The 23,844-nt window shown below is 62.4% G+C and carries 19 protein-coding genes and 2 pseudogenes; 8 read left to right on the plus strand and 13 right to left on the minus strand.

Annotated elements, in window-relative coordinates:
• Positions 1 to 127 precede the first annotated feature (127 nt).
• Both ON753_RS14225 and ON753_RS14230 read left to right on the plus strand, forming a co-directional pair.
• Positions 128 to 2,161, plus strand: a complete 2,034-nt coding sequence (locus ON753_RS14225) for a methyl-accepting chemotaxis protein (protein WP_265963288.1) — start codon at positions 128 to 130, stop codon at positions 2,159 to 2,161.
• Positions 2,162 to 2,335: 174 nt separating this feature from the next.
• A complete protein-coding gene (locus ON753_RS14230) occupies positions 2,336 to 2,626 on the plus strand; it encodes a hypothetical protein (RefSeq protein WP_265963289.1) in 291 nt (96 codons plus the stop codon).
• A gap of 192 nt (positions 2,627 to 2,818) precedes the next feature.
• Here ON753_RS14230 and ON753_RS14235 read toward each other — a convergent pair whose 3' ends face one another.
• On the minus strand, positions 2,819 to 4,294 hold the full coding sequence (locus ON753_RS14235) for a helicase HerA domain-containing protein (protein ID WP_265963290.1): 1,476 nt from the start codon (positions 4,292 to 4,294) through the stop codon (positions 2,819 to 2,821).
• Between the two features lie 264 nt (positions 4,295 to 4,558).
• Here ON753_RS14235 and ON753_RS14240 point away from each other — a divergent pair, with 264 nt between their 5' ends.
• Positions 4,559 to 5,209 (plus strand): cupin domain-containing protein, encoded by a 651-nt coding sequence (locus tag ON753_RS14240; protein ID WP_265963291.1) that lies wholly within the window; start codon positions 4,559 to 4,561, stop codon positions 5,207 to 5,209.
• 7 nt (positions 5,210 to 5,216) lie between these two features.
• Here ON753_RS14240 and ON753_RS14245 read toward each other — a convergent pair whose 3' ends face one another.
• Positions 5,217 to 5,810 carry a nitroreductase family protein gene (locus tag ON753_RS14245; RefSeq protein ID WP_265963292.1) on the minus strand — a complete coding sequence of 198 codons (594 nt, stop codon included), beginning with the start codon at positions 5,808 to 5,810 and terminating at the stop codon, positions 5,217 to 5,219.
• A gap of 96 nt (positions 5,811 to 5,906) precedes the next feature.
• Entirely contained in the window at positions 5,907 to 6,827 is a 921-nt protein-coding gene (locus ON753_RS14250) for a DMT family transporter (RefSeq protein WP_265963293.1), read from the minus strand.
• Positions 6,828 to 6,905: 78 nt separating this feature from the next.
• On the opposite strand from ON753_RS14250, the gene ON753_RS14255 reads away from it, so the two are divergent.
• Complete coding sequence (locus ON753_RS14255; protein WP_265963294.1) at positions 6,906 to 7,859, plus strand: LysR family transcriptional regulator; 954 nt, start codon at positions 6,906 to 6,908, stop codon at positions 7,857 to 7,859.
• A gap of 34 nt (positions 7,860 to 7,893) precedes the next feature.
• On the opposite strand, the gene ON753_RS14260 is transcribed toward ON753_RS14255, so the two are convergent.
• On the minus strand, positions 7,894 to 9,021 hold the full coding sequence (locus tag ON753_RS14260; protein WP_265963295.1) for an AMP-binding protein: 1,128 nt from the start codon (positions 9,019 to 9,021) through the stop codon (positions 7,894 to 7,896).
• A gap of 245 nt (positions 9,022 to 9,266) precedes the next feature.
• Between ON753_RS14260 and trhA the strand changes: the two genes are divergently transcribed.
• Positions 9,267 to 9,929 carry a PAQR family membrane homeostasis protein TrhA gene (gene trhA / locus ON753_RS14265; protein WP_265963296.1) on the plus strand — a complete coding sequence of 221 codons (663 nt, stop codon included), beginning with the start codon at positions 9,267 to 9,269 and terminating at the stop codon, positions 9,927 to 9,929.
• Positions 9,930 to 9,955: 26 nt separating this feature from the next.
• On the opposite strand, the gene ON753_RS14270 is transcribed toward trhA, so the two are convergent.
• Positions 9,956 to 10,687, minus strand: coding sequence for a L,D-transpeptidase (locus tag ON753_RS14270; protein ID WP_265963297.1), 732 nt, complete (start codon positions 10,685 to 10,687; stop codon positions 9,956 to 9,958).
• Between the two features lie 167 nt (positions 10,688 to 10,854).
• Here ON753_RS14270 and ON753_RS14275 point away from each other — a divergent pair, with 167 nt between their 5' ends.
• Together ON753_RS14275 and ON753_RS14280 are read left to right on the plus strand one after the other, a co-directional pair.
• Positions 10,855 to 11,922, plus strand: coding sequence for a dipeptidase (locus ON753_RS14275; RefSeq protein ID WP_265963298.1), 1,068 nt, complete (start codon positions 10,855 to 10,857; stop codon positions 11,920 to 11,922).
• A 300-nt stretch (positions 11,923 to 12,222) separates the two neighbouring features.
• Positions 12,223 to 12,984 carry a GntR family transcriptional regulator gene (locus ON753_RS14280; RefSeq protein WP_265963299.1) on the plus strand — a complete coding sequence of 254 codons (762 nt, stop codon included), beginning with the start codon at positions 12,223 to 12,225 and terminating at the stop codon, positions 12,982 to 12,984.
• Between the two features lie 61 nt (positions 12,985 to 13,045).
• Here the strand turns inward: ON753_RS14280 and ON753_RS14285 are convergent, their stop codons facing one another.
• The 5 genes from ON753_RS14285 to ON753_RS14305 all read right to left on the minus strand — a co-directional run bounded on the left by ON753_RS14285 (position 13,046) and on the right by ON753_RS14305 (position 19,272).
• The gene (locus ON753_RS14285) at positions 13,046 to 14,671 is read right to left on the minus strand and encodes an ABC transporter ATP-binding protein (protein WP_265963300.1); all 1,626 of its coding nucleotides are present in this window, start codon (positions 14,669 to 14,671) and stop codon (positions 13,046 to 13,048) included.
• Between the two features lie 9 nt (positions 14,672 to 14,680).
• Positions 14,681 to 15,799 carry an ABC transporter permease subunit gene (locus tag ON753_RS14290; protein WP_265963301.1) on the minus strand — a complete coding sequence of 373 codons (1,119 nt, stop codon included), beginning with the start codon at positions 15,797 to 15,799 and terminating at the stop codon, positions 14,681 to 14,683.
• Between the two features lie 19 nt (positions 15,800 to 15,818).
• The gene (gene oppB / locus ON753_RS14295; RefSeq protein WP_265963302.1) at positions 15,819 to 16,742 is read right to left on the minus strand and encodes an oligopeptide ABC transporter permease OppB; all 924 of its coding nucleotides are present in this window, start codon (positions 16,740 to 16,742) and stop codon (positions 15,819 to 15,821) included.
• 195 nt (positions 16,743 to 16,937) lie between these two features.
• Entirely contained in the window at positions 16,938 to 18,524 is a 1,587-nt protein-coding gene (locus ON753_RS14300) for a peptide ABC transporter substrate-binding protein (protein ID WP_265963303.1), read from the minus strand.
• A 217-nt stretch (positions 18,525 to 18,741) separates the two neighbouring features.
• Positions 18,742 to 19,272 (minus strand): BA14K family protein, encoded by a 531-nt coding sequence (locus tag ON753_RS14305; RefSeq protein ID WP_265963304.1) that lies wholly within the window; start codon positions 19,270 to 19,272, stop codon positions 18,742 to 18,744.
• 236 nt (positions 19,273 to 19,508) lie between these two features.
• Between ON753_RS14305 and ON753_RS14310 the strand changes: the two are divergent.
• Positions 19,509 to 21,318, plus strand: a pseudogene (locus tag ON753_RS14310) (ATP-binding cassette domain-containing protein).
• Positions 21,319 to 21,363: 45 nt separating this feature from the next.
• On the opposite strand, the gene ON753_RS14315 reads toward ON753_RS14310, so the two are convergent.
• The 3 genes and pseudogenes from ON753_RS14315 to fabF all read right to left on the minus strand — a co-directional run bounded on the left by ON753_RS14315 (position 21,364) and on the right by fabF (position 23,825).
• Complete coding sequence (locus ON753_RS14315; RefSeq protein ID WP_265963305.1) at positions 21,364 to 21,936, minus strand: GNAT family N-acetyltransferase; 573 nt, start codon at positions 21,934 to 21,936, stop codon at positions 21,364 to 21,366.
• Entirely contained in the window at positions 21,933 to 22,490 is a 558-nt protein-coding gene (locus tag ON753_RS14320; protein WP_265963306.1) for a helix-turn-helix domain-containing protein, read from the minus strand. The genes ON753_RS14315 and ON753_RS14320 overlap by 4 nt, the downstream gene beginning before the upstream one ends.
• A gap of 73 nt (positions 22,491 to 22,563) precedes the next feature.
• Positions 22,564 to 23,825: pseudogene (gene fabF / locus ON753_RS14325) on the minus strand (beta-ketoacyl-ACP synthase II).
• Between the last annotated feature and the right edge of the window lie 19 nt (positions 23,826 to 23,844).

Consider the following 23,844-nt stretch of genomic DNA (forward strand, 5'->3'; position numbering starts at 1 on the left):
CGGATCAAGAGACCCGGCCGGCTGTGTTGCGGCGGAGCGCCGCAACCTCAGATTCCAGGTCATGCCGTAAGTTTTACTTTACGTACTTGGCCTAGGCTTGCCGCCAGACCCACCACTGGAGCATTCCATGTCCCTTAGAAATCGAATCTTTTTCGCCTCTAGCGGCGTTTTCCTGGTCGGATTCCTGGCCCTGATATTGGCCGTAACCTTCATGGCGCAGGGAACCTCGCAAAAATCCGGTGAAGATCTCATCCGCAAGACGGCCGAAGCGCTCGCTCTTGACGCGGGCAAGACGCTCGCCGAGGCCCAACTGGCCGCGCGCGCGGCAGCCGATGCCCTGGAAGGCCTGCAGCACGCGGGTATTGCCGACCGCAATGCCTATGGCGCAGTCATGCAGCAGCAGATCAGCCGGAACAAACATTTCGTCGGTGGTGGCGCGATCCTGGAGCCGGACATGGCAGGACGTGACGCGGACAATGCGGGTGCCAATTTCTCGGACGAAAAAGGCCGGTTCATTCCCTATTTCTACAATGACGGCGCGAAGGTCGCCTGGGAACCGCTTCTTTTCGGCGGCGATAGCGGATCGGAAGACTGGTACGACAAGCCGAGAAAGCTTGGCCACGACACCATGACCGAGCCCTATCTCTACCCTGTCAACGGTGTCGACGTTCTGATGGCGACCGCCTCCTCGCCGATCCTGGATGTATCCGGACGCGGCATCGGCGGTGCGACGATCGACGTCTCCCTGACGGGCCTGCAGGAGGCCGTCAGTGCCAGTCAGACCTATGAGACCGGTTATGTCGGCCTGTTGAGCGAGGCCGGTGTGTGGGTTTCCCATCCGGACGAAGCCCTTCTCGGCCAGAAGGCCGACAGCGAGATCGTGGAGCGGCTCAAGGCCATGAGCGGCGAAGCGACCTTCACGACCCGCGAGGGGACTGCCGAATCCATTCAGGCGTTCGAACTGGACGGAACCGGCCAGCGCTGGTTCGTGATCGTCGCGGTCGATGAAAGCGAACTGCTCGCCAGCGCCAATTCCACCATGCAGATGAGCCTGTTGCTTGCGCTCGCGCTGCTGGTGGCAGGCACCATCCTGATGTGGATGCTCGGCTCCACCATCGCCGGTCCGGTTCAGGCCCTGACCGCGCGGATGCGTGAACTGGCTGCGGGCGACGCGGAAACGCCAGTTGCCTATACCGGCCGCAAGGACGAAATCGGCCAGATGGCCGGGGCGCTGGAAGTCTTTGTCGCAAACGAAAACGAGCGCCGGTCGCTGCAAAGCAATACGGAGCTTGCGCAGCAGAGCCAGCTTGAGCGGCAGAAGACGATCGAGACGCTGATCGAATCCTTCGAACGGGAAGTCCAGGCCGTTCTGGATCAGGTCAGCGGTGATACCGAGCGGATGGAGCACACCGCCGCAGCCCTTGACGCCATCGCGCGGGACACATCCGCAAAGGTGTCTTCCGTCGCAAACTCCTCCGACGTCGCCCAGGGCAGCGTGCAGACCGTCGCCTCGGCGGCAGAGGAGCTTTCCGCATCGATTTCGGAAATCGGCCGCCAGATCGAGCAGACCAAGGATGTCGTCAACAGCGCCACCCGCGCGGCAAACGAGTCCAACGACAAGGTCGGCAGCCTCGACAGCGCCGCCCAGAAGATCGGCGAAGTCCTCAGCCTCATTCAGGCGATTGCCGAGCAGACCAACCTGCTCGCCCTGAACGCGACCATCGAAGCGGCCCGCGCCGGGGAAGCCGGCAAGGGCTTCGCGGTGGTTGCCGCGGAAGTGAAGGAACTGGCGACACAGACCGCCAAGGCCACGGAAGAGATCTCGGCCCAGGTCACCGGCATCCAGTCGTCGACGCGCAATGCCGTCGGCTCGATCCAGGAAATCGCCAGCACGATGGAAGAGGTGAACCAGTTCACCGCAGCCATCGCCGCCGCGATCTCGCAACAGGGCGATGCCACCAACGAGATCAGCCACAACGTCCAGCAGGCCGCGAACTGCACCAACGACATGAGCACCAGCGTGGGCGACGTCATGCAGGCCGCGGACGAAACCAGCAGTTCGGCTGCGGATGTTCTTTCGGTCTCGCAGTCCGTGTCGCAACAGGCTCAGGGGCTGCAGGCGACGATTGCCGACTTCCTGGTACGTGTGCGGGCGGCATAATCGCCCGAAAGATCAAAAGTGGGGCCCGCGCAAGCCGTTGCGCGGGCCTTTTTTAATCCCCCGCGCCTTCCAGACCGGCCCACGGCGAAGTTTTGCGCAAGACCGGCTTGATCAATTTCGCACGGTGGAGTATGAAAGAGAACAAAGCAGGAACATTTGAGGCGACCGATGCAAATGGCCAACCCGACACGCTCCTCCGTCGTACAGTCTTCCCCGCGCCTGGAGACACCACGCATCGATGTCACGCCGGAAGAAGTGCGCACGATGATGCTTTACCTGCGCAAGGCGCGGGACCGGGCCATCGACATCCGCGATCGCTCTCCCGGCGGCAGTTATCTGGAAAGCGTGCTGGACCGCACTATCGACGGTCTCACCCTGGAACTGTCGCAACTGGACTATCTTCTGGCTTCCGAACCGGCCGCTCAGCCGCTGCCCGCCGGCCGGCGGATGCGACCGGCGATATGATGGAGCCTCGGCAATTGTCTATCTTGCCACTTCGGTTTGCGCCTAGGCGGCGAGGCTCTTGCCTTTGCAGGGACGGCAGCCGGCTATCTGAAAGAGAATCTCGTTCCTGCCGAGCTTGCGGGCCCCGGTGACGCAGCGCCGTGACCTCTCTCAATCCAACAACAGAAGCTTCGCCCGATCCGCAGAAGCCGCTCAGGCGGCCGCCTCATCTCCCGGAGCGGTCTGCCAGCCGAGATCCGACAGGGTGACGATGCGGTTGCCGCGCAGGTCAGTTGCGCAGACCAGAAAACCGCGTTCTTCCATGTGGCTGAGCAGCCAGCGGGCGCGGCCCGGGGAGCGCGTTCCGTAGGCGGTGGCGATCTCCAGGTTTCCCGGGCATGGCGCCTTGGCGAGCGCGGCCTTGGCGAGCAGCAGATAGACGCCGCGCATGTCCTCGGGAAGCTCCGCCGCGATAAGCTCCGCCTGGGCCCAGGCGCCATCATCCATCTCGCCTTTCTCGACGCCGGCCCTGGCGACCGAGAGCTTCTCGCGGAAGCTCTGCAGGTCGGGAGCGCCGCCGGGAAGCTTGGCGATCCGGCAGCGGACCTGGAAATCCTGGTAAAGCGTGGCGATCGGCTGGAATGCGGCGTCTTCCTCTTCCAGGATGCCGGACAGGATTTCGGCGATCTTTTCCTCGCGCTTGCCGAAGTCCAGAAGGCTTTCCGGCGGCGCTGCCTCCGCGTCCCCTGCCCGTTCGGCACTGGAGATCTGGCTGAGGACGTCACCCGTCGAGGCGACGGGCTCGGCAAAGCGCGAGCGAACCGGCTGAACCTCGCCGGCCGAAGGAGTGAAAATCAGGTCCTTGGCGTCTTCCTTCGGCTGTTCCGGCAACGGCATCAGCTTCGGGCTGCCGCCGCGGCCAATGGTTTCCACGGGACCGATCTTGACCGGCACCGGACGGCGGGACAAGGCAGGGCCGAGCGCGATGAAATGCCCCCGGTCCAGATTGCGGAAGGTTTCCGCCTGACGGCGCTCCATGCCGAGAAGGTCGGCCGCGCGGGCCATGTCGATATCCAGAAACGTCCGGCCCATCAGGAAGTTGGAGGCTTCCGCGGCCACGTTCTTGGCAAGCTTGGCGAGGCGCTGTGTGGCTATGATGCCGGCAAGTCCGCGCTTGCGGCCCCGGCACATCAGGTTGGTCATGGCGCCAAGCGAACGGCGGCGGGCTTCCTCGGTCACTTCGCCGGCCGCGGCCGGCGCGAAAAGCTGCGCCTCGTCGACGACCACGAGCATAGGGTACCAGAGATCCCGGTCGGCATCGAAGAGTCCGTCGAGAAAAGTCGCCGCGGCCTTCATCTGGCGGTCCGCATCGAGCCCCTCCAGGTTGAGCACGACCGAAACGCGGTGCTGGCGCACCCGGCCCGCAATCATCTGCAGGTCCTTTTCGGTGCCCACGGCATCCACGACCACATGGCCGAACTTGTCGGCGATCGAGGCGAAGTCCCCCTCCGGATCGATGATCGCCTGCTGCACCCAGCTCGCCGATTGTTCCAGCAAACGCCGCAGAAGATGCGATTTTCCCGAGCCGGAATTCCCCTGCACCAAAAGGCGCGTGGCCAGCAGCTCTTCCAGATCGAGTCCGGCGCGCGCGCCGCCTGTCATTTCTCCGATGTCGATTTGTACCGTCATGCGACCACTTCAAGCGCGGCCGCGGCCGCGCTGCGGATTCTTCCATCCGTTGAATTCTGCAGGGCGGTAGTGAGCATGATTCCGCACCTCTTGCAAAGCCGCAGCTCTTCGAAACCGGGGTTTTCCCAGAATTCCACCGCCCGGCCGGCACAAATCGATCACGTTGATTTCAATTCCTGTTTCCTCAATTGCCGGTTCGTGATCCCATGTCCGACAAACCGGGATGCCATTCTCGGAGTGACGTCGGAAAGGGAGGGGATCTCGATGAAAATTCACGCTGATCTGAGCGAGCGGGCCGTTGTCGACAGTGCCACTCTGGAGTGGGTTTCCTCCCCCATGGCGGGCGTCGAACGGCGCATGCTGGAGAGGGACGGCGACGAGGTGGCCCGTGCCACCAGTCTGGTCCGCTACGCGCCGGGCTCGGCCTTTGCCGCGCATAGCCATGAGCTGGGCGAGGAGTTCCTGGTTCTGGACGGGGTCTTTTCCGACGAGAGCGGCGACTATCCGAAAGGCATGTATGTGCGCAATCCACCCGGGTCCCGCCACACGCCCTCCAGCGAACCGGGGGCGGTCATTCTGGTGAAGCTGCGGCAGATGCAGCCGGACGATGATGCTTTCGTGCGGGTCAATACGCTGGATCCTTCCGGTTGGCAGAACGGCCGCTCCGGCGAGCATATTCTGCCGCTCCTCATTCGTGCCGACGAAGAAGTCGTCATGCTGGACTGGGAGCACGGCGCCAGTTTCGGGGAACAGGAATTTCCGGGCGGCGCGGAGTATTTCGTCGTCGAAGGCAGTTTTAAAGACCAGGACGGCACATACGATCAGGGCACCTGGCTGCGCCTGCCGGCCGCAAGCCGGCAGGTCATCACTACGAGGCATGGCGCCCGCGTCTGGCGGAAGACCGGGCACCTGTAGGTCGCCTTCAACGGGCCACGCCCCAGCCGCCGGCAAAGGCGATCTCGTTCAAGCGTTTGCGCCCGCTCGGGACTTCCCGGGCCCTGAGGCTCTCCGGCAACTCCGATGCATCGCCGATGCACCCGATCGCGAAGGCGATTTCCGGCCTGAACCGCTCGGGTACGGCGAGCGCTTCGTGGATCTTGTCCTTCAATATCCCCGCCATGCCATGGGTGTGATAGCCGAGAGCGGTGGCTTGCAGGGCCGCGTGGGCCCAGGCCGACCCGGCATCGAAGGAATGGGTCCCGTTCGCCCGGTTGGGCTTGCCGTCCCTGCCGTCGATTTCCGTGTCGGTAAAGAGATAGACCAGCGCGGATGCATTCCGGGCCCATGCCTGATTGAACGGATCGAGCAGTTCGACGAGGCGATGCCAGTCCGTGTCGCCGCGCCGGGCATAGACAAACCGCCAGGGCTGAATGTTGAAGGCCGACGGCGACCAGCGGGCCGCTTCCAGAATGGTCTTCAGATCCGCTTCCGGCATTTCCGAGCCGTCGAATGCGCGCGGCGACCAGCGGTTCAAAAACAGATCCTGGACGGGATGATCGGGTGTTCTGGCGGTCATACGGGTTTCTCCATGTCGCTACGAGGGCCGTTCGCCCACTGATGGCATGGAGATAGGATCAATTATCTTTATGTCAAGATACTTTATATCAAGTTATTATCCTGGCCTGAGGACTACGCTCGACGGGCCCTGCCCTGCACGGATAGCCGGTGCGGCAAGGATTGCGGACAGGACCAGCAAAGCCGACACGGCTTCGCGCAGACCGACCTCTTCGCCGAACACCAGCCAGCCGACAAGAAACATGGCCGGCAGTTCAAGACTTCCGGCAGCGGCCGTGCGAACCGGACCGACCCGCTGGCAGGCGATTGTGAAAAGCACCTGCGGGATCAGCACCGTCATCAGACCCATCGCCACGATCAGTCCCCATTGCTCCGGAGAGGATGGCAGGACCGTGCCCTGGCCTTCCTGAAGCGCCAGCGGCAGCAGCCCGGCAACGGAGCCGAGAAGACCGCATACGGTCCGCTCGAGCGAATTGAGCTGTCCGGCCGGACCGCTCAGCACCACCAGCAGAAAGCCGAAGGCAATCGGTGCCGGGATGGCCCAGAGAAGCGCGGAAAGGATTTCCGATGACAGGGACGACGGATCCAGCAACAGCGCCGCTGCGCCAAGCACGAGACCTGCCGCGAGAAACGACCGCCATGTGAGAGCCTGCCGCAACAGCACCCAGGCAAACAGCGCCGCGAACACCGGATAGGACATGTAGACGACCCCAGCGGCAGCGACGGGCGCCCGGGTCATCGCTTCCAGATAGCCGATCAGGCTGAGGCCGAGCACCGCCCCGGCTCCGGCCAGAAGAAGTGCTCCGCCGCGCTTGTGCCGCTCCAGCGGCACGAAAGGCAGAAGGAACAGCGCGGAAAAGCCGAAGCGGTAGAGCGCAATCGTCGCCGGACCCGCTCCGAGCGCCTGCAAGTCCCGCACGAACAACGGAACCAGGCCGAAGCAGGCCGCGCAGGCGGCAATGACGAGGGTTGCCCCTGTTGGGCCGAGAGCCGGACGTGGAAGCGTGGAAATCATCATGCAACGTCGATAACGCCGCAAATTACATAAATAAAATTCTTAGTTTTCATTCTTTTCATGAAATGCTTTCATGCACTCATGATACCGCGCCTTGCCATCCATCATCTGACCCTGCTCTCCGCGATTGCCGAGACCGGCAGCATGACCACCTCCGCCGCGCGCCTCGGCGTCACCCAGTCCGCCGCCTCGCACAGGCTGCGCGAGGCCGAGCGCCGGATCGGCCTTCCCCTGGTGCAGCGCATTGAGACGGGCTTCGAGCTGACGCCTGAGGGCGAGCGGCTGCGGCATCTGGGTGAGACGTTTCTCGGCGAGTTGTTCCGGCTGGAGCAGGAACTGGAGGAACGCGCGCGCCAGGCCAGGATACTCGTGCGCCTCGGCCAGGCGACCTACAGCCGCTATCACTGGTTTCCGGCGTTTCTCGAATACCTGGAGACGGCCGATCCGCGCCTTTCCGTGGATCTGTCGGGAAGGGCAACCGCGCATCCCCTGGCCTCGCTTCTCGACGGCTCGGTCGACGTATCGCTGATCTTCGGCAGGGAACCCGCGTCGACCCGCTTCCACAGCATCAAGCTGGGCTCGAACCCGATTGTCGCCGTTTTGTCGAAGAACCATCCGCTTGCTTCGGAGACGGTCGTCAACAGCCTGAACATGGGCGACGAGCGCTTCTTCATCTATCCGCTCACCGCCGAACCCGGTTTCGACTGGACGACCCTGCTTGGCGCGCCCTCCAAGCCGTTCCGCCGGCTCACTCCGATGCCGACGCCCGAGGCCGTGATCGACCTGGTCCGGGCCAGCTTCGGCGTTGCCATCTTCAGCAAATGGGCGATCGAGCCGGAGCTTGCAGATGGCACGCTCATCTCCCGGCCGATCAGCGAGGAAGGCGTGTCGATGGATTGGTGGTGCGTGAGGCGGGCGTCAGACCCGGACGGCAGTCCGTCCGCCCGCTTGGCCGCGGCACTTGCCTCATGGAGCCGCAAGACCGACCGTGCTCTGTCCACCCTTGCCTTCGGCACGCGATCTTCCGGCTCCTGAAGGAGACCGGACGGCCGACCGGCGTCGTCAGCGGTCAGGCAAAATCATGCTTGAACTGGTCGCGCAGGACGTTCTTCTGGATCTTGCCCATGGCGTTGCGGGGAAGTGTGTCCAGCACATGCACCTTTTTCGGCTGCTTGAACCTGGCGAGCCGGTCCGCCAGGGATGCCTGGACGGTTTCCTCGTCGATTGCCGCACCGGGTTTAGCCGCCAAGACGGCCACCACAGCTTCGCCGAAATCGGCGTGCGGTACGCCGATCACAGCGCTTTCGGCAACGCCCGGCACCTCGTCCAGCAGAGCTTCGACTTCGGCGGGGTAGACGTTGAATCCGCCGGAAATGATCAGGTCTTTCGACCGGCCGACGATGGAAACGTAGCCGTCCTCATCGACGCGGCCCATGTCGCCGGTGATGAAATAGCCGTCGACGCGAAATTCCTGCGCCGTCTTTTCAGGCATGCGCCAATAACCCTGAAAGACGTTCGATCCCTTGACTTCGATGATGCCGACCTCGCCCCGGGGCACTTCCCGGCCCGTCCTGGAGTCGACGATGCGCAGGCCGACGCCGGGCAGTGCAAAGCCGACGGTTCCCGGGCGGCGCTCGCCGTCATAGGGGTTGGAGGCGAGATTGTCATGGCTGAGCATGGCGCCCTTCGACCGGCCGGTCGTACCGGAGGTGTAGAGGATCGCGGCAAGGTCCTCCGCCGCCCTCGCCCGGTTGCCATACTGGCCCGGCATTGTGTCGGCAAGCTCGCTCAAACCGCCCCTGCCGTCCGCATCGAGGGTCTGCAGCTTCGCCCCCGCCTTCTGCGCGACGCCGGCCAGCGCATCGGCCCTGGCAGGGTCGCAGACAAAGACGGAGGGTTCCGCGTCTCCGACGAAGTAGCCGACTTCGGCGGGCGTATACGCGGTGTTGAGCGGCAAGAAGACCCCGCCTGCCCGTATCGTACCGAGATAGAGCATCAGGGCGTCGGGGGATTTCTCCACCTGCGCGGCCACCCGGTCCCCCGGTTTTACGCCGAGCTTGTGCAAGGCTCCTGCATACTGCGCCGAGCGGGCGAGCATTTCCCGGTAGCTGAGACCGGTGCCGTCCGCGGTTTCCAGGAACATTTTGTCCGGATCCGGAATATAGGCGGTCAGGGCATCAAACAGGTGGTTGCTCATTGAGAAGTTCCGGATTTGCGAACGTTTGCAAGGCGTGTTTCAAAAGGGAAGACTTTTAAAGCAAGTCTGCGCCATCAGAGCAAGGGAAGGATAAATGCGTAGTTTTCGTTCGCTATTGCGCCATGCAAAGCTATCCACAGATCGGACTTGCCTTGCCCAAATTTTAGCAAGTTCGCCAGCATAACTGGTCTTCGAGAGGCCGCGTTGCCGCCTTCACGTGTTCAATACCATCGAGGTTACATTCCATGCCGACCACGCAGACGCCCAGACCTCAGACGCTGGCGGAATTCGTTGCCGACGGCGCCGTCCATATGATCGGGATCTGCCTGGGACTGACGGCAACCCTGGTCCTGGCCGTCACGCTCTGGGATGCCGGCGATCCCGCGCGCCAGGTGACCGTGATGATCTATGCCGGATGCCTGATGGCGATGCTGATCTGTTCGGCGCTCTACAACATGTTCGCAAGAGAGCATAGATCCGGCATTCTCCGGCGCCTGGACCACGCCGCCATCTTCCTGATGATCGCCGGAACCTACACGCCCCTTGCCGCCATCATGATCGGCGGATGGACGGGCGGGATCCTGCTGGCATTCGTCTGGACCGGTGCCGTGGCCGGGGCGATCATCAAGCTGGTTCATCTGACCGGCCTCGAACGGCTGACCGTGCCGATCTATCTCGCTCTTGGCTGGGTCGCCGTCTTCGCAGCCAAACCGCTCATCGAGAAGGCCACGCCTTTCGGTTTCTACATGATCCTGGCAGGCGGACTGCTCTACACGATCGGCACGCTCTTTTATGCCTGGAAACGCCTGCCCTTCCAGAACGCCATCTGGCACGCCTTTGTCCTGGCCGCCGCGGTCTGCCATTTCGGCGCCGTCTTCCATGACGTCGCGCTGATGCAGAACGTGTAGCAGCTGACCGGCGGCGTGCCGGGGGCTCAAGCTGTGGTTTGCGGGGCCTTGTCGAGGACGACCACCTTTGTCCTGAGCGGAACACGGTTGAAGAGGTCGATCACATCCTGCTGCCACATGCGGATACAGCCGGAGGAAACACTCTTGCCGATCGAGGACGGCTGATTGGTACCGTGAATGCGGTAGAGCGTGTCCGTGGACCCTTGCCACAGGTCCATGGCCCGTGCGCCGAGCGGATTTTTCAGGCCGGGCGGATAGCCTTCCACCCAGTAGCGTTCCAGCGACGGCTTGCGGGCGATCATTTCCCGCGGAGGGCGCCAGAGGGGATGTTCGCGTTTGACGCGGATCAACGCCTCTCCCGACCATGCAAATCCAGCCTGGCCGACGCCGATCCCGTATCTGAGGCACTTGTCTCTGGAAAGGGTCCAATAGAGGAAATTGTTGTAGGGGTCCACGACGACCGTACCGGGCGTCTGACGGGATTTGTATTCGACCACCTGCCGCCAGTATTTCTCGTCGAAGCTCTTGTAGTTGATCGCCGGCCAGGTGAAATCGCCGTCAGGCAGCGCCGCATAGGCTGTCGCGTAGTCAAAACTCTCGTCCGGCAGCGCCGGCTGGCCAGGCAGCCCAACGACGGTTTGGCAGCCGGCCAGCGGCGCCGCGGCGAGAAACAGCCCGCCCGCAAGCAGCGTGCGGCGGTCGAGCAGACCGCGCTCGCGCGCAGGGGCGGGTTCGTGCGGCGAATAGTGACGCTTCATGGGACCTCCAGAAATCCGGTTCCCTTCTTTGAGGCAGCTTTTCGCCACTTGCAAGTCACTTTCAATCAAAGTGGCTTACATTCTCCAAAGGAACAATTAGATTACCGTTGCACCCGGCCCGGTGCCCGTTCACCTGCGTCCCTCCCTCCACCACCCAAGGATATTCCGTGCAGAACGCCCCTGTCAGATCGCCCTTTCCCGTGTTTGACGGTCACAACGATACTCTCCTGAAGCTTGAAATCAGCAGCATCAAGGGTATCGAAGACAGCTTTTTCGAGCGCTCGAACTCAGGTCACCTGGATCTTGCAAGAGCACAGGAGGCGGGATTCGCCGGCGGGCTGTTCGCCATGTTCGTGCCCTCCAATCCGGACCAGGATTTCACAAGACCGTTCAACCCGAACGATCCTGTCAACTTCCAGCCGGTTCCCCAGAAGAAGGCACTGGATTTCACCTACCGGCTTCTGGAGCGGGCAGAGCGGATTGCGGCGGACTCGGCGGGTGCTGTCACGATCTGCCGGTCACCGGACGAGATCCGCGCCGCCATCGAAGCCGGGAAGCTGGCATTGAGCGTTCACATCGAAGGGGCCGAAGCGATCGATACGCAGTTCTATGCGCTCGAAGAACTCCACAAGCGCGGATTGCGGTCCCTCGGCCTCGTCTGGAGCCGGGAAAACGCCTTCGGATACGGGGTGCCGATGGCCAATCCGGCATCTCCTGATATCGGGCCAGGATTAACCGGCCCAGGACGGGACCTTGTCAGGGCGTGCAACCAGCTCGGCATTCTGCTCGATGTCTCGCATCTCAACGAAAAGGGCTTCTGGGATGTTGCCCGCATCACCGAACGGCCGATCGTTGCGAGCCATTCCAACGTCCATTCCATCTGCCCGAACAGCCGCAACCTGACAGACAAGCAGCTGGACGCCATCAGGGAAAGCGGCGGGCTGGTCGGAATCAATTTCCACGTAGCCTTCCTGCGTCCGGATGGAGGTCATTCGCGGGACACTTCCCTTAATACCATTGCCGATCACGCCGCTTATCTGGTGGACCGGCTCGGCGAGGATTGCGTTGCGCTCGGATCGGATTTCGACGGCTGTGTCCTGCCTGCGGACCTTGGCGATGTGACCGGTCTGGGCCGGCTGATGGAAACCCTGGACGCGCGGGGCTTTAATGCGCAGGTCCTGGAGAAAATCGCCTACAAGAACTGGCTGTCCGCCCTGGAAAGGTCGGCTGCGTAGAGTATGGCCCAGTGCCTTTTTCCGAGAGAAACGAACTCGCAAACTTGTGACCGAGCGCTCGCAAATGAACAATTGATTTTAGCGGGCCGGCGGAAAACAATGCATGCATAGTTAATTCCTGCAGCCGTCAATTTGCCAAGTCCGGCATCGTACTTAATTGCGCAACTTAAACCTCGGTTTTAAACAGCGTTCAGGTGCGAGCAAAGTGCCAACAATCGGGGACCGGCGGCTGCGGACAGCAGGCACGCCCCGTCGGGCGTTGCCTGCCAACGCGATGCCATCGGGGGCAACGACCTGAATATGCAACAAACCGCGAACAAGGTTCCGCCGCGAAATTCCGCGTCAGACGGCAAGCGGGCGCGCAAGTCCGAAGCGGTATTTCAGGATCTCAGGCGGAAGGTCCTGACGGGCGAACTGACGTCCGAGAGCCCGATCACCGAACAATCGCTGGCCCAGGACTACGGCTGTTCCCAGAGCACGATCCGTGAAGCGCTGATGCTTCTCCAGGAATACGGCCTGGTTGTCCGTCTCGGCTATCAGGGAACTTTCGTCACCAACCCGAGCCAGCTTGAAGCCCGGCTGATGCTGAGACTACGCATCGACATTGAAACAACCGGGATTGCCGAGGCAGTCGGCAACGTTACGCCCGAGGACCTTGCGGAGCTGCGCGAGCTCGACCGCCAGTTTGAGAGATGCCATGCAAACCGCGACGTTTTCGGCTGCGCGGAAATCGATCTCTCATTTCACCTGAAGCTTTTCCGGATCGCCCGGATGCCGGTTCTGGAACCCATGCTGGTTCGAACCATCACCATGGTGCAAAGGGTCATGCTGCCGACACGCCGGTCGGAATCCGACTGGAGGGACCCTTCCGTGACCCGCCACCGCGTGATCATCGAGGCGTTGGAAGCCAGGAACGTTCAGCGGACCCTGGCTGCGCTGAAAGCGCACATCCTTTCCAGTGCCGTGCTGCTGGCACCGCATTTCTACGGCACGGATCTAGACGATCTGAATGGCGAATATGATGACGTCCCCCTCGGGATGGGCGGAGCGCGCCGCATTTAGAGCATTTCCCGACAATATTGACGCATATTCCCGGAAAACCGGACCAGCCGGAACGGCGCGGTCAGGCGGTTTCCATCATCTGCCGCTGGGTCAGCATGGCCGCCGCGATCAGTTCCTTCGTATATCCACTCTTCGGCGCTTCGAAGATCTCGTCCGTCGTGCCGGCTTCGACCACCTTGCCGCGCTGCATGACCATCACCGTGTCGGACAGGGCCCGCACCACGGCAAGATCGTGGCTGATGAACAGATAGGTCAGGCCGTGCGCCCTCTGCAATTCCCTCAGGAGTTCGACGACCTGCTTCTGGATCGTCCGGTCCAGGGCAGAGGTCGGTTCGTCCAGCACCACCAGCTGCGGCTTCAGCACCATGGCGCGCGCAATCGCTATGCGCTGGCGCTGTCCGCCCGAGAATTCGTGCGGGTAGCGGTTGCGCGTGGCAGGGTCGAGTGAAACTTCCTCAAGTGCCTGGCACGCCCTGGCGTCCCTGTCCTTGGCCGTCAGCGACGGCTCGTGTACCAGGAGACCTTCGGAAATGATCTGGCCGACCGTCATGCGCGGGCTCAGGGAGCCGAACGGGTCCTGAAAGATCAGCTGCATGTGCTTGCGCAGGCCGCGCATTGAGGCGCGGTCCTTGCCCGAGATCTGCTGCCCCTGGAAGACCACGCGGCCGCTGGCCGGAAGCAGGTTGAGAACCGCGCGGCCGAGGGTCGACTTGCCCGAACCGCTTTCGCCGACAATACCGAGTGTCTGGCCCTTGCGCAGGGAGAAACTGATATCGTCGACAGCCCTCAGGATGTGCGCCGGTTTCAGCCAGCCGGAGGAGAGTTCGAATTCGACATTGACCTTCTGCGCTTCCAGAAGGACCGGCGCGCTGGCGGGAACGGGCTTCTTGTGTCCGGTCGGCTCGGCGTCCAGGAGCATCTTTGTGTAGGGATGCTCGGGCAGGGTGAAGATCTTGTCGGTCTCACCGCTTTCGACCACCTCCCCGGTCTTCATCACGTAGACGCGGTCGGCAATGCGCCGGACGATGCCGAGGTCATGGGTAATGAAGATCACCGACATCCCGAGGCGCTTTTGAAGATCGGCCAGAAGATCCAGGATCTGGGCCTGGGTGGTCACGTCCAGCGCGGTCGTCGGTTCATCGGCGATCAGCACGTCCGGATCGTTGGCGAGCGCCATCGCGATCATCACGCGCTGACGCTGACCGCCCGACATCTCGTAAGGATAGGATTTGATCTTGCGCTCCGGATCGGGAATGTTCACGAGCCTGAGCAGGTCGAGGGCCTTGGCGCGGGCCGCCTTCCAGGAAAGCCCGCCATGCACGACCATCGGCTCGGCCAGCTGACGACCGATCGTATAGAGCGGATCGAGCGAGGTCATCGGCTCCTGGAAGATCATGGTGATCTTGGCGCCGCGAATGTCGTTCAGCTCGCTGATGGGCAGTCCGAGAATGTTGCGCCCCTCAAAGAGCACTTCGCCTCCGGTGCGACCGTTGGAGGCCAGAAGCCCCATGGCGGCCATCATGGCCTGGCTCTTGCCCGAACCGCTCTCCCCGACGATGGCGACGGTCTCGCCCGCCTCGACATGGATATCGACGCCGCGCACGGCCTCGACCGTGCCGGTCGGCGTGTCGAAATTGACCGTCAGGTCCTTGATGGAGAGGACCGTCTTGTTGCTTTTCGTGGTCATGGTCATCTCCTACCGGTCTTTCGGGTCCAGGGCATCGCGCAGCCCGTCGCCGATGAAGTTCAGCGCGAACAGGGTCGATGTCAGGAAGATGGAGGGGAAGATGAGCATCCAGGCGGCTCCCTGAAGGTTGCGGGCGCCTTCGGAAATCAGAACGCCCCAGCTGGTCATCGGCTCCTGAATGCCGAGCCCCAGGAAGGACAGGAAACTCTCCAGCAGGATGACCTTGGGGACCAGCAGCGTCATGTACACCACCACGGGTCCGAGCGTATTGGGAATAATGTGCCGGCGCACGATGCCGCGGTCGCTAACGCCCATGGCCTCGGCCGCCTGCACGTATTCCTGGCGTTTGATGGTGAGCGTCTGGCCACGCACGATGCGCGCCATGTCCAGCCATTCCACGGCACCCACGGCAATGAACATCAGGATGAAATTGCGGCCGAAGAACACCACCAGCATTATCACGAAGAAGATGAAGGGCAGCGAATAGAGAATGTCGACGACGCGCATCATCAACTGGTCGGCGCGCCCGCCGAGATAGCCGGACGTCGCCCCGTAGAGGACGCCGATCGAGATGGCCACGATCGTTGCCAGCAGACCGATGGTCAGCGACACGCGGCCGGCGATGAAGGTCCGGGTCATCATGTCACGGCCGTTGGAGTCCGTGCCGAAATAGAAATGCATGTGGTTGATTTCGGCCCGCATGGTCGCGGATTTCCTGTCGGCCGACATGTCGGTCAGTTCAGCGTTCCTGAACAGATCGCTCCGGTCGACATAGCGCGTGGTGCGCGGATCGATTTCACGGCTCGAGGACACCCTTGCAATGACGGTATCGCCGTCCCGCTCGTAGCTTTCGACCGTCATGCGTGCACGCTTCAGCGCGGACTCCAGGCCCGGCTCCACCTGCTCGGGCCGCGGATAGGCTTCCAGGCTCGCCGGAACCTTCACGTAGTTCTGGTAGACGGCGTCGTAATCGTGGGGGGACAGGATCGGCCCGAAGATCGAAATCAGCGCGATAGCCGCCAGTACGATCATGGAGGCGACGGCGGCCCGGTTGGCAAACAGCCGGTCGCGCGCATCCTCCCAGAGCGAACGGCCCTTTGCCGGTGCGTCGCCGGTTGTCACGGTCATGGTCACGTCAGGCTCCTCCTCAATCGTAGCGCACACGCGGATCAAGCAGCGCGTAAAGCAGATCCACGACGAGGTTGAACAGGATAACGAAGCAGGCCACGATCACGACCGTTCCCATGACGAGGGTGTAGTCGCGGTTCAGGGCACCCTGCACGAAATAGCGGCCGATGCCCGGTATGCCGAAGATGGTTTCGATCACCACGGAGCCCGTCAGCAGGGCGGCCGCGGCCGGACCGAGATAGGACACGACCGGCAGGATCGCGCCCCTCAGTGCATGTACGACAATCACCATGTAGCTGGTCAGGCCGTAGGCCCTCGCCGTGCGGACGTGATTTGAGCGCATCGCCTCGATCATCGAGCCGCGGGTCAGGCGCGCGATAACGGCAACCTGCGGCAGGGCAAGCGTCACGACAGGCAGGATGACATTGACGAAAGCGCCGCCGTTCCAGCCGCCCACCGGCAGCCAGCCGAGCCAGACCCCGAGGATCAGCGTCAGGATCGGCGCGACGACGAAGTTCGGTATCGTCACGCCCAGCGTCGCGGCCGCCATGACCGCGTAATCGGGCGGCCGGTTCTGGCGCAGTGCCGCAAAGACACCCATCGTCCCGCCGACGACCAGGGCCAGGCACAGGGCCGACAGACCCAGTTGCATGGAGATCGGCAGGCTTCTCGCGAACAGTTCGTTGATCGTGAAGTCGCGGAAATAGAAACTCGGCCCGAAATCGAGCTGCGCGATGCTCTTCAGATAGAGCAGGTACTGATTCCACAGCGGCTCGTCGAGATGGTAGATCCTGTTCAGGTTCTCCATCACCTTTGCTTCAAGCGGCCGCTCGAGATCAAACGGTCCGCCCGGAGCGATCCGGATCAGGAAGAACGCCATCGTTACAATCAGAAAGAGGGTCGGGATTGCCCCGAGCAATCGACCGAGCACGTACCGGTGCATAAGCTCTGCCCTTGTCGTTTTTCATGGCGGACTTGATGCCGGCCATGCCCAATAAGGTCACATCCTGTCAGGCCCGCACTGCGCCGGCAATGCGCTCGAGCTCTGACAGGTGAGACATGATCAAACACGGTCGAAATGGCTGCCGCCTTGCGAAAACCGGCAGGGAAATCCCTGCCGGTCTCGTGGTTTGCGGGTTCATTCGGAGATGCTGATCCAGCGGGTCGGGTGGATGTTGAGGAGGTTGTCTTCAAAACCGGAGACCTTGTCGGAGACCAGGTTCATGGACCCGTAGTACATCAGCGGGATGAACGGCAGGTCGCGCATGAAGATCTCTTCAGCCTGCTTCAGGATCCCGGCACGCTTCTCCAGGTCGATGGTGGCCGCAGCCTCGTCCATCAGCGCATCGTATTCCGGGTTCTCGTAGCGGGCATAGTTGAAGCCGGTATTGTCGCTTTCAACCATGAACAGGAAGTTCTGCGGGTCGGAATAGTCACCGATCCAGCCGGCCCGGGCGACGTCAAAATCCTGACGGTCACGCAGCATGGCGTAATGGGTCTTGGTATCGGTGTTGACCAGCGATACTTCAACACCAAGCGGGCTCCACATGTCGGCAATCGCCACGGCCGTGTTCTTGTGATTTTCTGACGTGTTGTAGTTGATCGTCAGCTTGAGCGGCTTGTCCGGACCGTAGCCGGCCGCTTCCAGCAAATCGGCCGCTTTTTCCTCGCGGTCGATCTGGGACATGTCCTTGTAGTCCGCATAGGCCGGTTCACCATAGTTGCCGATGCCCGGCGGAACGAAGGAATAACCCGCGACCATGGTCGAGCCCCAGATCTCGTCGGCGAGAAACTCTCGGTCGATCGCCATGGAAAGCGCCTGGCGAACCTCCGGCTTGGCGAGATTTTCGTCTTCGTGGTTCAGGGCGTAATAGTAGGTGCCGAGATACGGCGCGACGCGGAACTGGTCGCCGAGATTTTCCCGCATGAAGTCGACCTGCTCGGTCGGCGCGTCGTTGTTGGTATGCAGTTCACCGGCCTGGAAACGGCGGAGGGCCGCGCCGCGGTCCTCGGTCGGATGGTAGAAGATGGTCTCGACCTGGACATTGGCCGCATCGTGGAAATGCGGGTTCTTGACGGCCTTGATATGGGCGTTGGGAACGAACTCGGTCAGCGTGTAGGCGCCGTTGGAAACGAAGTTTTCCGCTTTCACGAAGTCGGTGCCGTGCTCTTCAACTGTCGCCGGATGAACCGGAAGGCCCGTCTGGTGGCCCAGCAGGTCGACGAAAAACGGGGTGGGACTTTCGAGCGTTATCTCCAGCGTCTTGTCATCGACCGCCTTCACGCCGAGCTCTTCCGGCTTCGCCTCACCCTTGTTGACCTTTTCCGCGTTCATGATCGGATAAAGAACGGTCGCGTATTTCGCGCCGGTGTCCGGGGTCATGATTCGGCGGAGCGAATATTCGAAATCGCCGGCAACCACCGGGTCGCCGTTGGACCACTTGGCGTTGTCGCGCAGGGTGAACGTGTAGACCGTGCCGTCGTCGGAGATGGTCCAGTCTTCGGCGACGCCGGGAATGATCTGCCCGTCGGCCGCGTAGGTTACCAGCCCTTCGTAAAGGTCGCGAAGGATATGGGCCTCATAGACCGTGGAGGTCTTGTGCTGGTCGAGGGTTTCCGGGTCGGCCGTATTGCCGCGGTGATACACCACCTCGGCAAACGCGGTTAGAGATGTGGCAGCCATCAAAGCAGCCGCAAGCGCTGATACACGCATGGACTTCAACATATCGCTCTCCCCTTTGGGTTATAGTTGCAATAGGAACGATGCGTCACAAGATTCCACGCTCTATGCGCGCAATCAAGCATTCCCCAACGGCATATTCCAACCTCAGCTCAAATTAGGCTATGTTTTTGCCTGCCCGATAGGTTTTCGAGAATATTTTTCCAAAATTTGACCGAGAAGTCAAAATTTGTCCAACCGCGCACGAAATTTTCTTTCACTTCTAGCGGCAGAAACGATATTTTCCGCTATAGGCCAGATAAGTCCCCGTATTCGGATTGAACGATTTGAACTTGCGGGAGCAATAGGCCACCCATTGCGGCGTGAACGGAGCCAGGCCCGTCTTCGTATAAGGCACCCGCTGAGGCTGCGAGCTGTAGCGCGGCGGGTTCAGGTAGATCCGGGACCGGGGCGGGTTCACGTAAACGCGGGAGCGGTACGGGTAGGCCCGCATATCGTAGGGGTGGTAGTAGTTGGGGGCGCCGTAGGGCCTGTAGGGCGGGCCGTAGAAACCGCGCGGACCGTAAAAGTACGAGCCGCGATAGGCCCGGTAACCGCCCGTTCCGAACGAGAAGCCGATACCGCCGCCGCTGAAATAGATCCCGTCCGCGCGGGCGCTCCCCGTCCCGCTGACAGTGGTGAGACTGCCGGCCGTGACAACGAGCAGTGCGGCAACCGCGCAGGACTTCAGGCCACTGGTCATACGCCGAAAAAAGGCTGAACGCTTTTCAATCCGTCTTGTCAGATCAGGCATGGTGCTTCTCCCGGCAGCCCCGATGGCTGCGCTCTGGTGGTGCGCCCCTGTCCACGTTCAGGAATTATAGCCGAGTTTAGATGGAAAATCTCGAGGTCCGACTCAAAAATGGCCCACCATTTTCCTACATGGCTGCCCTGGGGTACGGCCCCATATTACGCTTGCGCCGCCCCGGTCCCGCCAGTAAACCGGGCGCCGGCCTGCAAATCGGCAATCACTCACATCAAAAGGCATCCATGGCCCCGCCCCTACTGATCCTGCGCGACATTCATCTGACATTCGGCGGCACACCGCTTCTGAATGGAGCGGAGCTTTCCGTTTCCGATGGCGAACGGTTGTGCCTCGTCGGGCGCAACGGGTCCGGCAAGTCGACGCTGCTCAAGATCGCTGCCGGCATGGTGGAGATGGACAGGGGAGAACGGTTCTTCCAGCCGGGACGCACGGTCCGCTATCTGCCGCAGGATCCCGATCTTTCCGCCTACGAGACGACACTCGACTACGTCAACGAGGGCCTGACGGAGGGCGACGACCCGTATCGCGGCGCCTATCTGCTCGACGTTCTGGGCCTCAACGGCAAGGAAGACCCGAAGTCACTTTCCGGCGGCGAGGGCCGCCGCGCCGCCCTTGCGCGCACCCTGGCGCCGGAGCCGGACGTGCTGCTGCTGGACGAGCCGACCAACCATCTGGACCTGCCCGCCATCGAGTGGCTGGAAGAAGAGCTGAAAAGCCTCAAGTCGGCCCTCGTCCTGATTTCCCACGACCGCCGGTTCCTGGAAAATCTGTCCCGCGCCACCATCTGGATCGACCGGGGCGTTACCCGGCGGCTGGACAAGGGATCTCGCGCACTTCGAGACCTGGCGTGACGAGGTGTTCGAACAGGAGGAGATCGACCAGCAGAAGCTGGCCCAGAAGATCAAGCGCGAAGAGCACTGGATGACCTATGGCGTGACCGCACGCCGCAAACGCAACATGCGCCGGGTACGCGAACTGGCGGACCTGCGCAAGCAGAAGCGCGAGCATCGCGGGCCGCAGGGAACGGCCAGGCTGAGTGCCACGGACGCGGAAGTTTCCGGCAAGCTGGTCATCGAGGCGAAGGGCATTTCCAAGACCTTTGGCGAGCGGGACATCGTCAAGGATTTCTCCACGCGCATCCAGCGCGGCGACCGGGTCGGCTTCGTAGGTCCGAACGGCGCCGGCAAGACGACGCTGCTGAAGATGCTCACCGGCGAACTGGAGCCGGATACCGGCACTACAAGGCTGGGGACCAACCTGGAAATGGTCACCCTCGATCAGAAACGCGAAAACCTCGATCTCGATGACAGCCTCGCCTCCGTCCTCACCGGCGGGCGCGGCGACACGGTCGTCATCGGCGACGAGACGAAGCACGTGATGTCCTACATGAAGGACTTCCTGTTTTCGCCCGAGCAGGCCCGCACGCCGGTCGGCGTCCTGTCCGGCGGGGAGCGCGCCCGCGCCATGCTGGCCCGGGCGCTGGCCAACAAATCAAACCTGATGGTGCTCGACGAGCCGACCAACGACCTCGACCTGGAGACGCTCGACCTGCTGCAGGAACTGCTTGCCGACTATCCGGGCACCGCGCTGATCGTCTCCCACGACCGCGACTTTCTCGACCGCGTCGCCACGTCGGTGATCGTGTCGGAAGGCGACGGCCTGTGGCGCGAATATGCCGGCGGCTACTCCGACATGCTTGCCCAACGCGGCGAAGGCGTGACGGCCCGCAGGATCGAAAAGGCGGCTCCGGCGAAGAAGGAAAAGCCTGCGCCCTCAGACTCTTCTTCGCAAAAGCCGCAGCAGAAGTCGAAGCTAACCTTCACGCAGCAGCATCAGCTTAAGACCCTGCCCGGAACGATCGAGAAACTTGAAGCAAGGCTCGAAGCGCTTCAGGCGGAAATGAGCGACCCGGACCTTTATGCGAAGCATCCTGACAAATTTGCCAAGTTATCGCAGCAAATCACTGATCTCACTCAGGAAAAGGAAGCCGCCGAGGAACAGTGGCTTGAGCTGGAGATGCTGAGCGAAGGCTGAGTGCCGCCATGGCAGCAGCCTCCTGCGCAGACATAAGGCGCCCGTTCACCTCAGGTCCTTGTAAAACACGGTGGTCGAATCCAGCTGGCCGTGGCTGCCATAGGCGTAATCCGGAATGACGCCGACCTTGCTGTAGCCACAGGTCGGGTAGAGCTTTTCGGCCCGGTCTCCGGTGACAGTGTCGAGGACGAGCAGCCAGCGGTCCAAAGAAAGCGCCAGGCCGTCGATGGCAGTCATCAGTTTGCGGGCGAGCCCCTTGCGGCGGTGCCCGGGATGAACCATCAGCTTGGCGACCTCGGCGCGATGCCGGCCATTGTCCTGGGGCGCCAGCATCAGCATCACGACACCTGCGATCTCGTTGCCGTCCTTCGCCGCCATCAGAAACGCCTCACCGCTTTCCAGCATCGGCAACCGGCCCTCCCAGAAGGCTTCGGCCTTTTCCCGGGGCATCGGCAGGATGAAGCCGATGCCGGCGCCGTCTTCGACGCAGGCCCTCAACAGCGATCCAAGTTCCTGCACCGCCCCGCGGGCCTCGTCTGCCGTCAGGAGAAAAACGGGTGCCTCGGGGCGGAAACCGGATGCCGTAAGGCCAGGGGAAAGAATGCCGGAGACAGTCATGGTGTGATTACCGTCAGGATGTAGCGGGCCGCTTCGTCACCGGTGGCCCGATAGCTGTTGGGAGTGTTGAGGCGAAAGCGGAGCGCATCGCCGGGACTGAGGTCATGAAAGTCGGAGCCGAGGGCGACACGCAAAGTGCCGCTCAAAAGCACCAGATGGTGTTCCAGATCCGGGATGGGAGGCACTGCATAGGATATGGTGGCGCCGGCGGGCAACAGCCCTTCGATCACCGCGCCACGATATCCGCTGGCGGCCGGCGTCAGAGCGCGGCGGATGAAACCGGTCTCCGGGTCTTCCCAGACGGCTTGCGCCTCTTTGGGAATGTGGCGCTCGGCAGTGCCGGACGCGGCGCCGAAGAGCTCGGCCATGGATAGCCCGAAGGCGCTGGCCAGGCGGCCGAGGGCACTTGTGGTCGGGCTCGTGTCGCCACGCTCGATCCGCGACAGGGTCGCCCGGCTGATGCCGGTTTTCTCGGCCAGCTCTTCCAGCGGCCAGTTTCTGGCCCGGCGCAGCCCGGTCAGCCTTCGGGCCAGATCTTCATCCAGGTTCGGCATGCAAAATCTCACTTTCGAGAATTTTCTCGTAAATGAGATTCCGCGCAATGCCAAGCCGAAAAATCAGGCAGGCTCAGATTTTCGAGAACACCGCGCTGGCATTCACGCCGCCAAAGCCGAAGCCGTTGGTCAGAATGTGATCGACCTCGCGGGCAATCGCCTTGCCGGGGATCAGTTCGAACCGGCTCACGGCTTCGTCTGGCTTCTCGAGATTGCGCGATGGCGGCAGCAGGCCGGTCGTCAGGGCCTTCACGCAGACGATCGCCTCAACGGCACCGGCCGCACCGAGCAGGTGGCCGAACATGGATTTCGACGACGATACGGCAAGGTCCTTGCCGCGGCCTTCGAAGAGCGTTGTCAGCGCCGCGATTTCCGCAGCATCGCCAACCGGAGTGGAGGTGGAGTGGGCGTTGACATAGCCGATATCGTCCGGGGTCAGGCCGGCGGTCGACAAGGCCAGCCGCATGGCCCTCAGGCCGCCTTCCCCGTCCGGAGGCGAAGCGGTGACATGATAGGCGTCGGCGGCTGTACCGTATCCGGTGAGCTCAGCCAGTATATTGGCGCCGCGCGCCTTTGCATGCTCGTATTCCTCCACGACGAGAACGCCGGCGCCCTCTCCCATGATGAAGCCGTCGCGGTCCTGATCGAAGGGGCGGGATGCGTGGGCCGGATCGTCGTTGCGCCTGGAGGACATGGCCTTGGCCGCGCAGAAGCCGGCATAGGAGACCTTGTCGATACAGGCTTCGGATCCCCCGCCACCATGACATCGGCCTCGCCGCAGCGGATCAGGCGCGCGGCGTCGCCAAGGGCCTGGAGGCTGGCGGCGCAGGCGGTGACCGGCGCACCGATCGGTCCCTTCAGGCCGTGACGGATGGAGACCTGACCGGCGGCGAGATTGGCAAGGAAGGACGGCACCAGGAAAGGCGACGCCCGTCGCGGACCCTTTTCATCCACGAGCCGGGTTCCGGCGGTCATGGCGGGAAAGCCGCCGACACCGGTTGCGATGATCGTTCCGGTGCGTTCCCTTTCCGCGTCCGTGGCAGGTGCCCAGCCTGCATGGGTGAGAGCTTCCTGCGCCGCCCCCATTGCGAAATGGATGAACCGGTCGGTGCGCCGCTGCTCGCGCGCATCCATCACCGCATCGACGTCAAAGCCATGCTCGTCTTCTTCCCTTGTCGGGACTTCACCGGCAATCTGGCAGGCAAGCTCGCCGGCGTCGAAATGGGTGATCCTGCGGATGCCGTTTTCACCTGCCGTGACGCGCTGCCAGAAGGCCTCCAGACCGGTGCCGAGGGGCGATACGATCCCCATTCCAGTTACAACTACACGCCGCATGTCTTGTCCTTCACCTGAG

Source organism: Roseibium salinum (genome assembly GCF_026240905.1).
Lineage (GTDB): Bacteria > Pseudomonadota > Alphaproteobacteria > Rhizobiales > Stappiaceae > Roseibium > Roseibium salinum.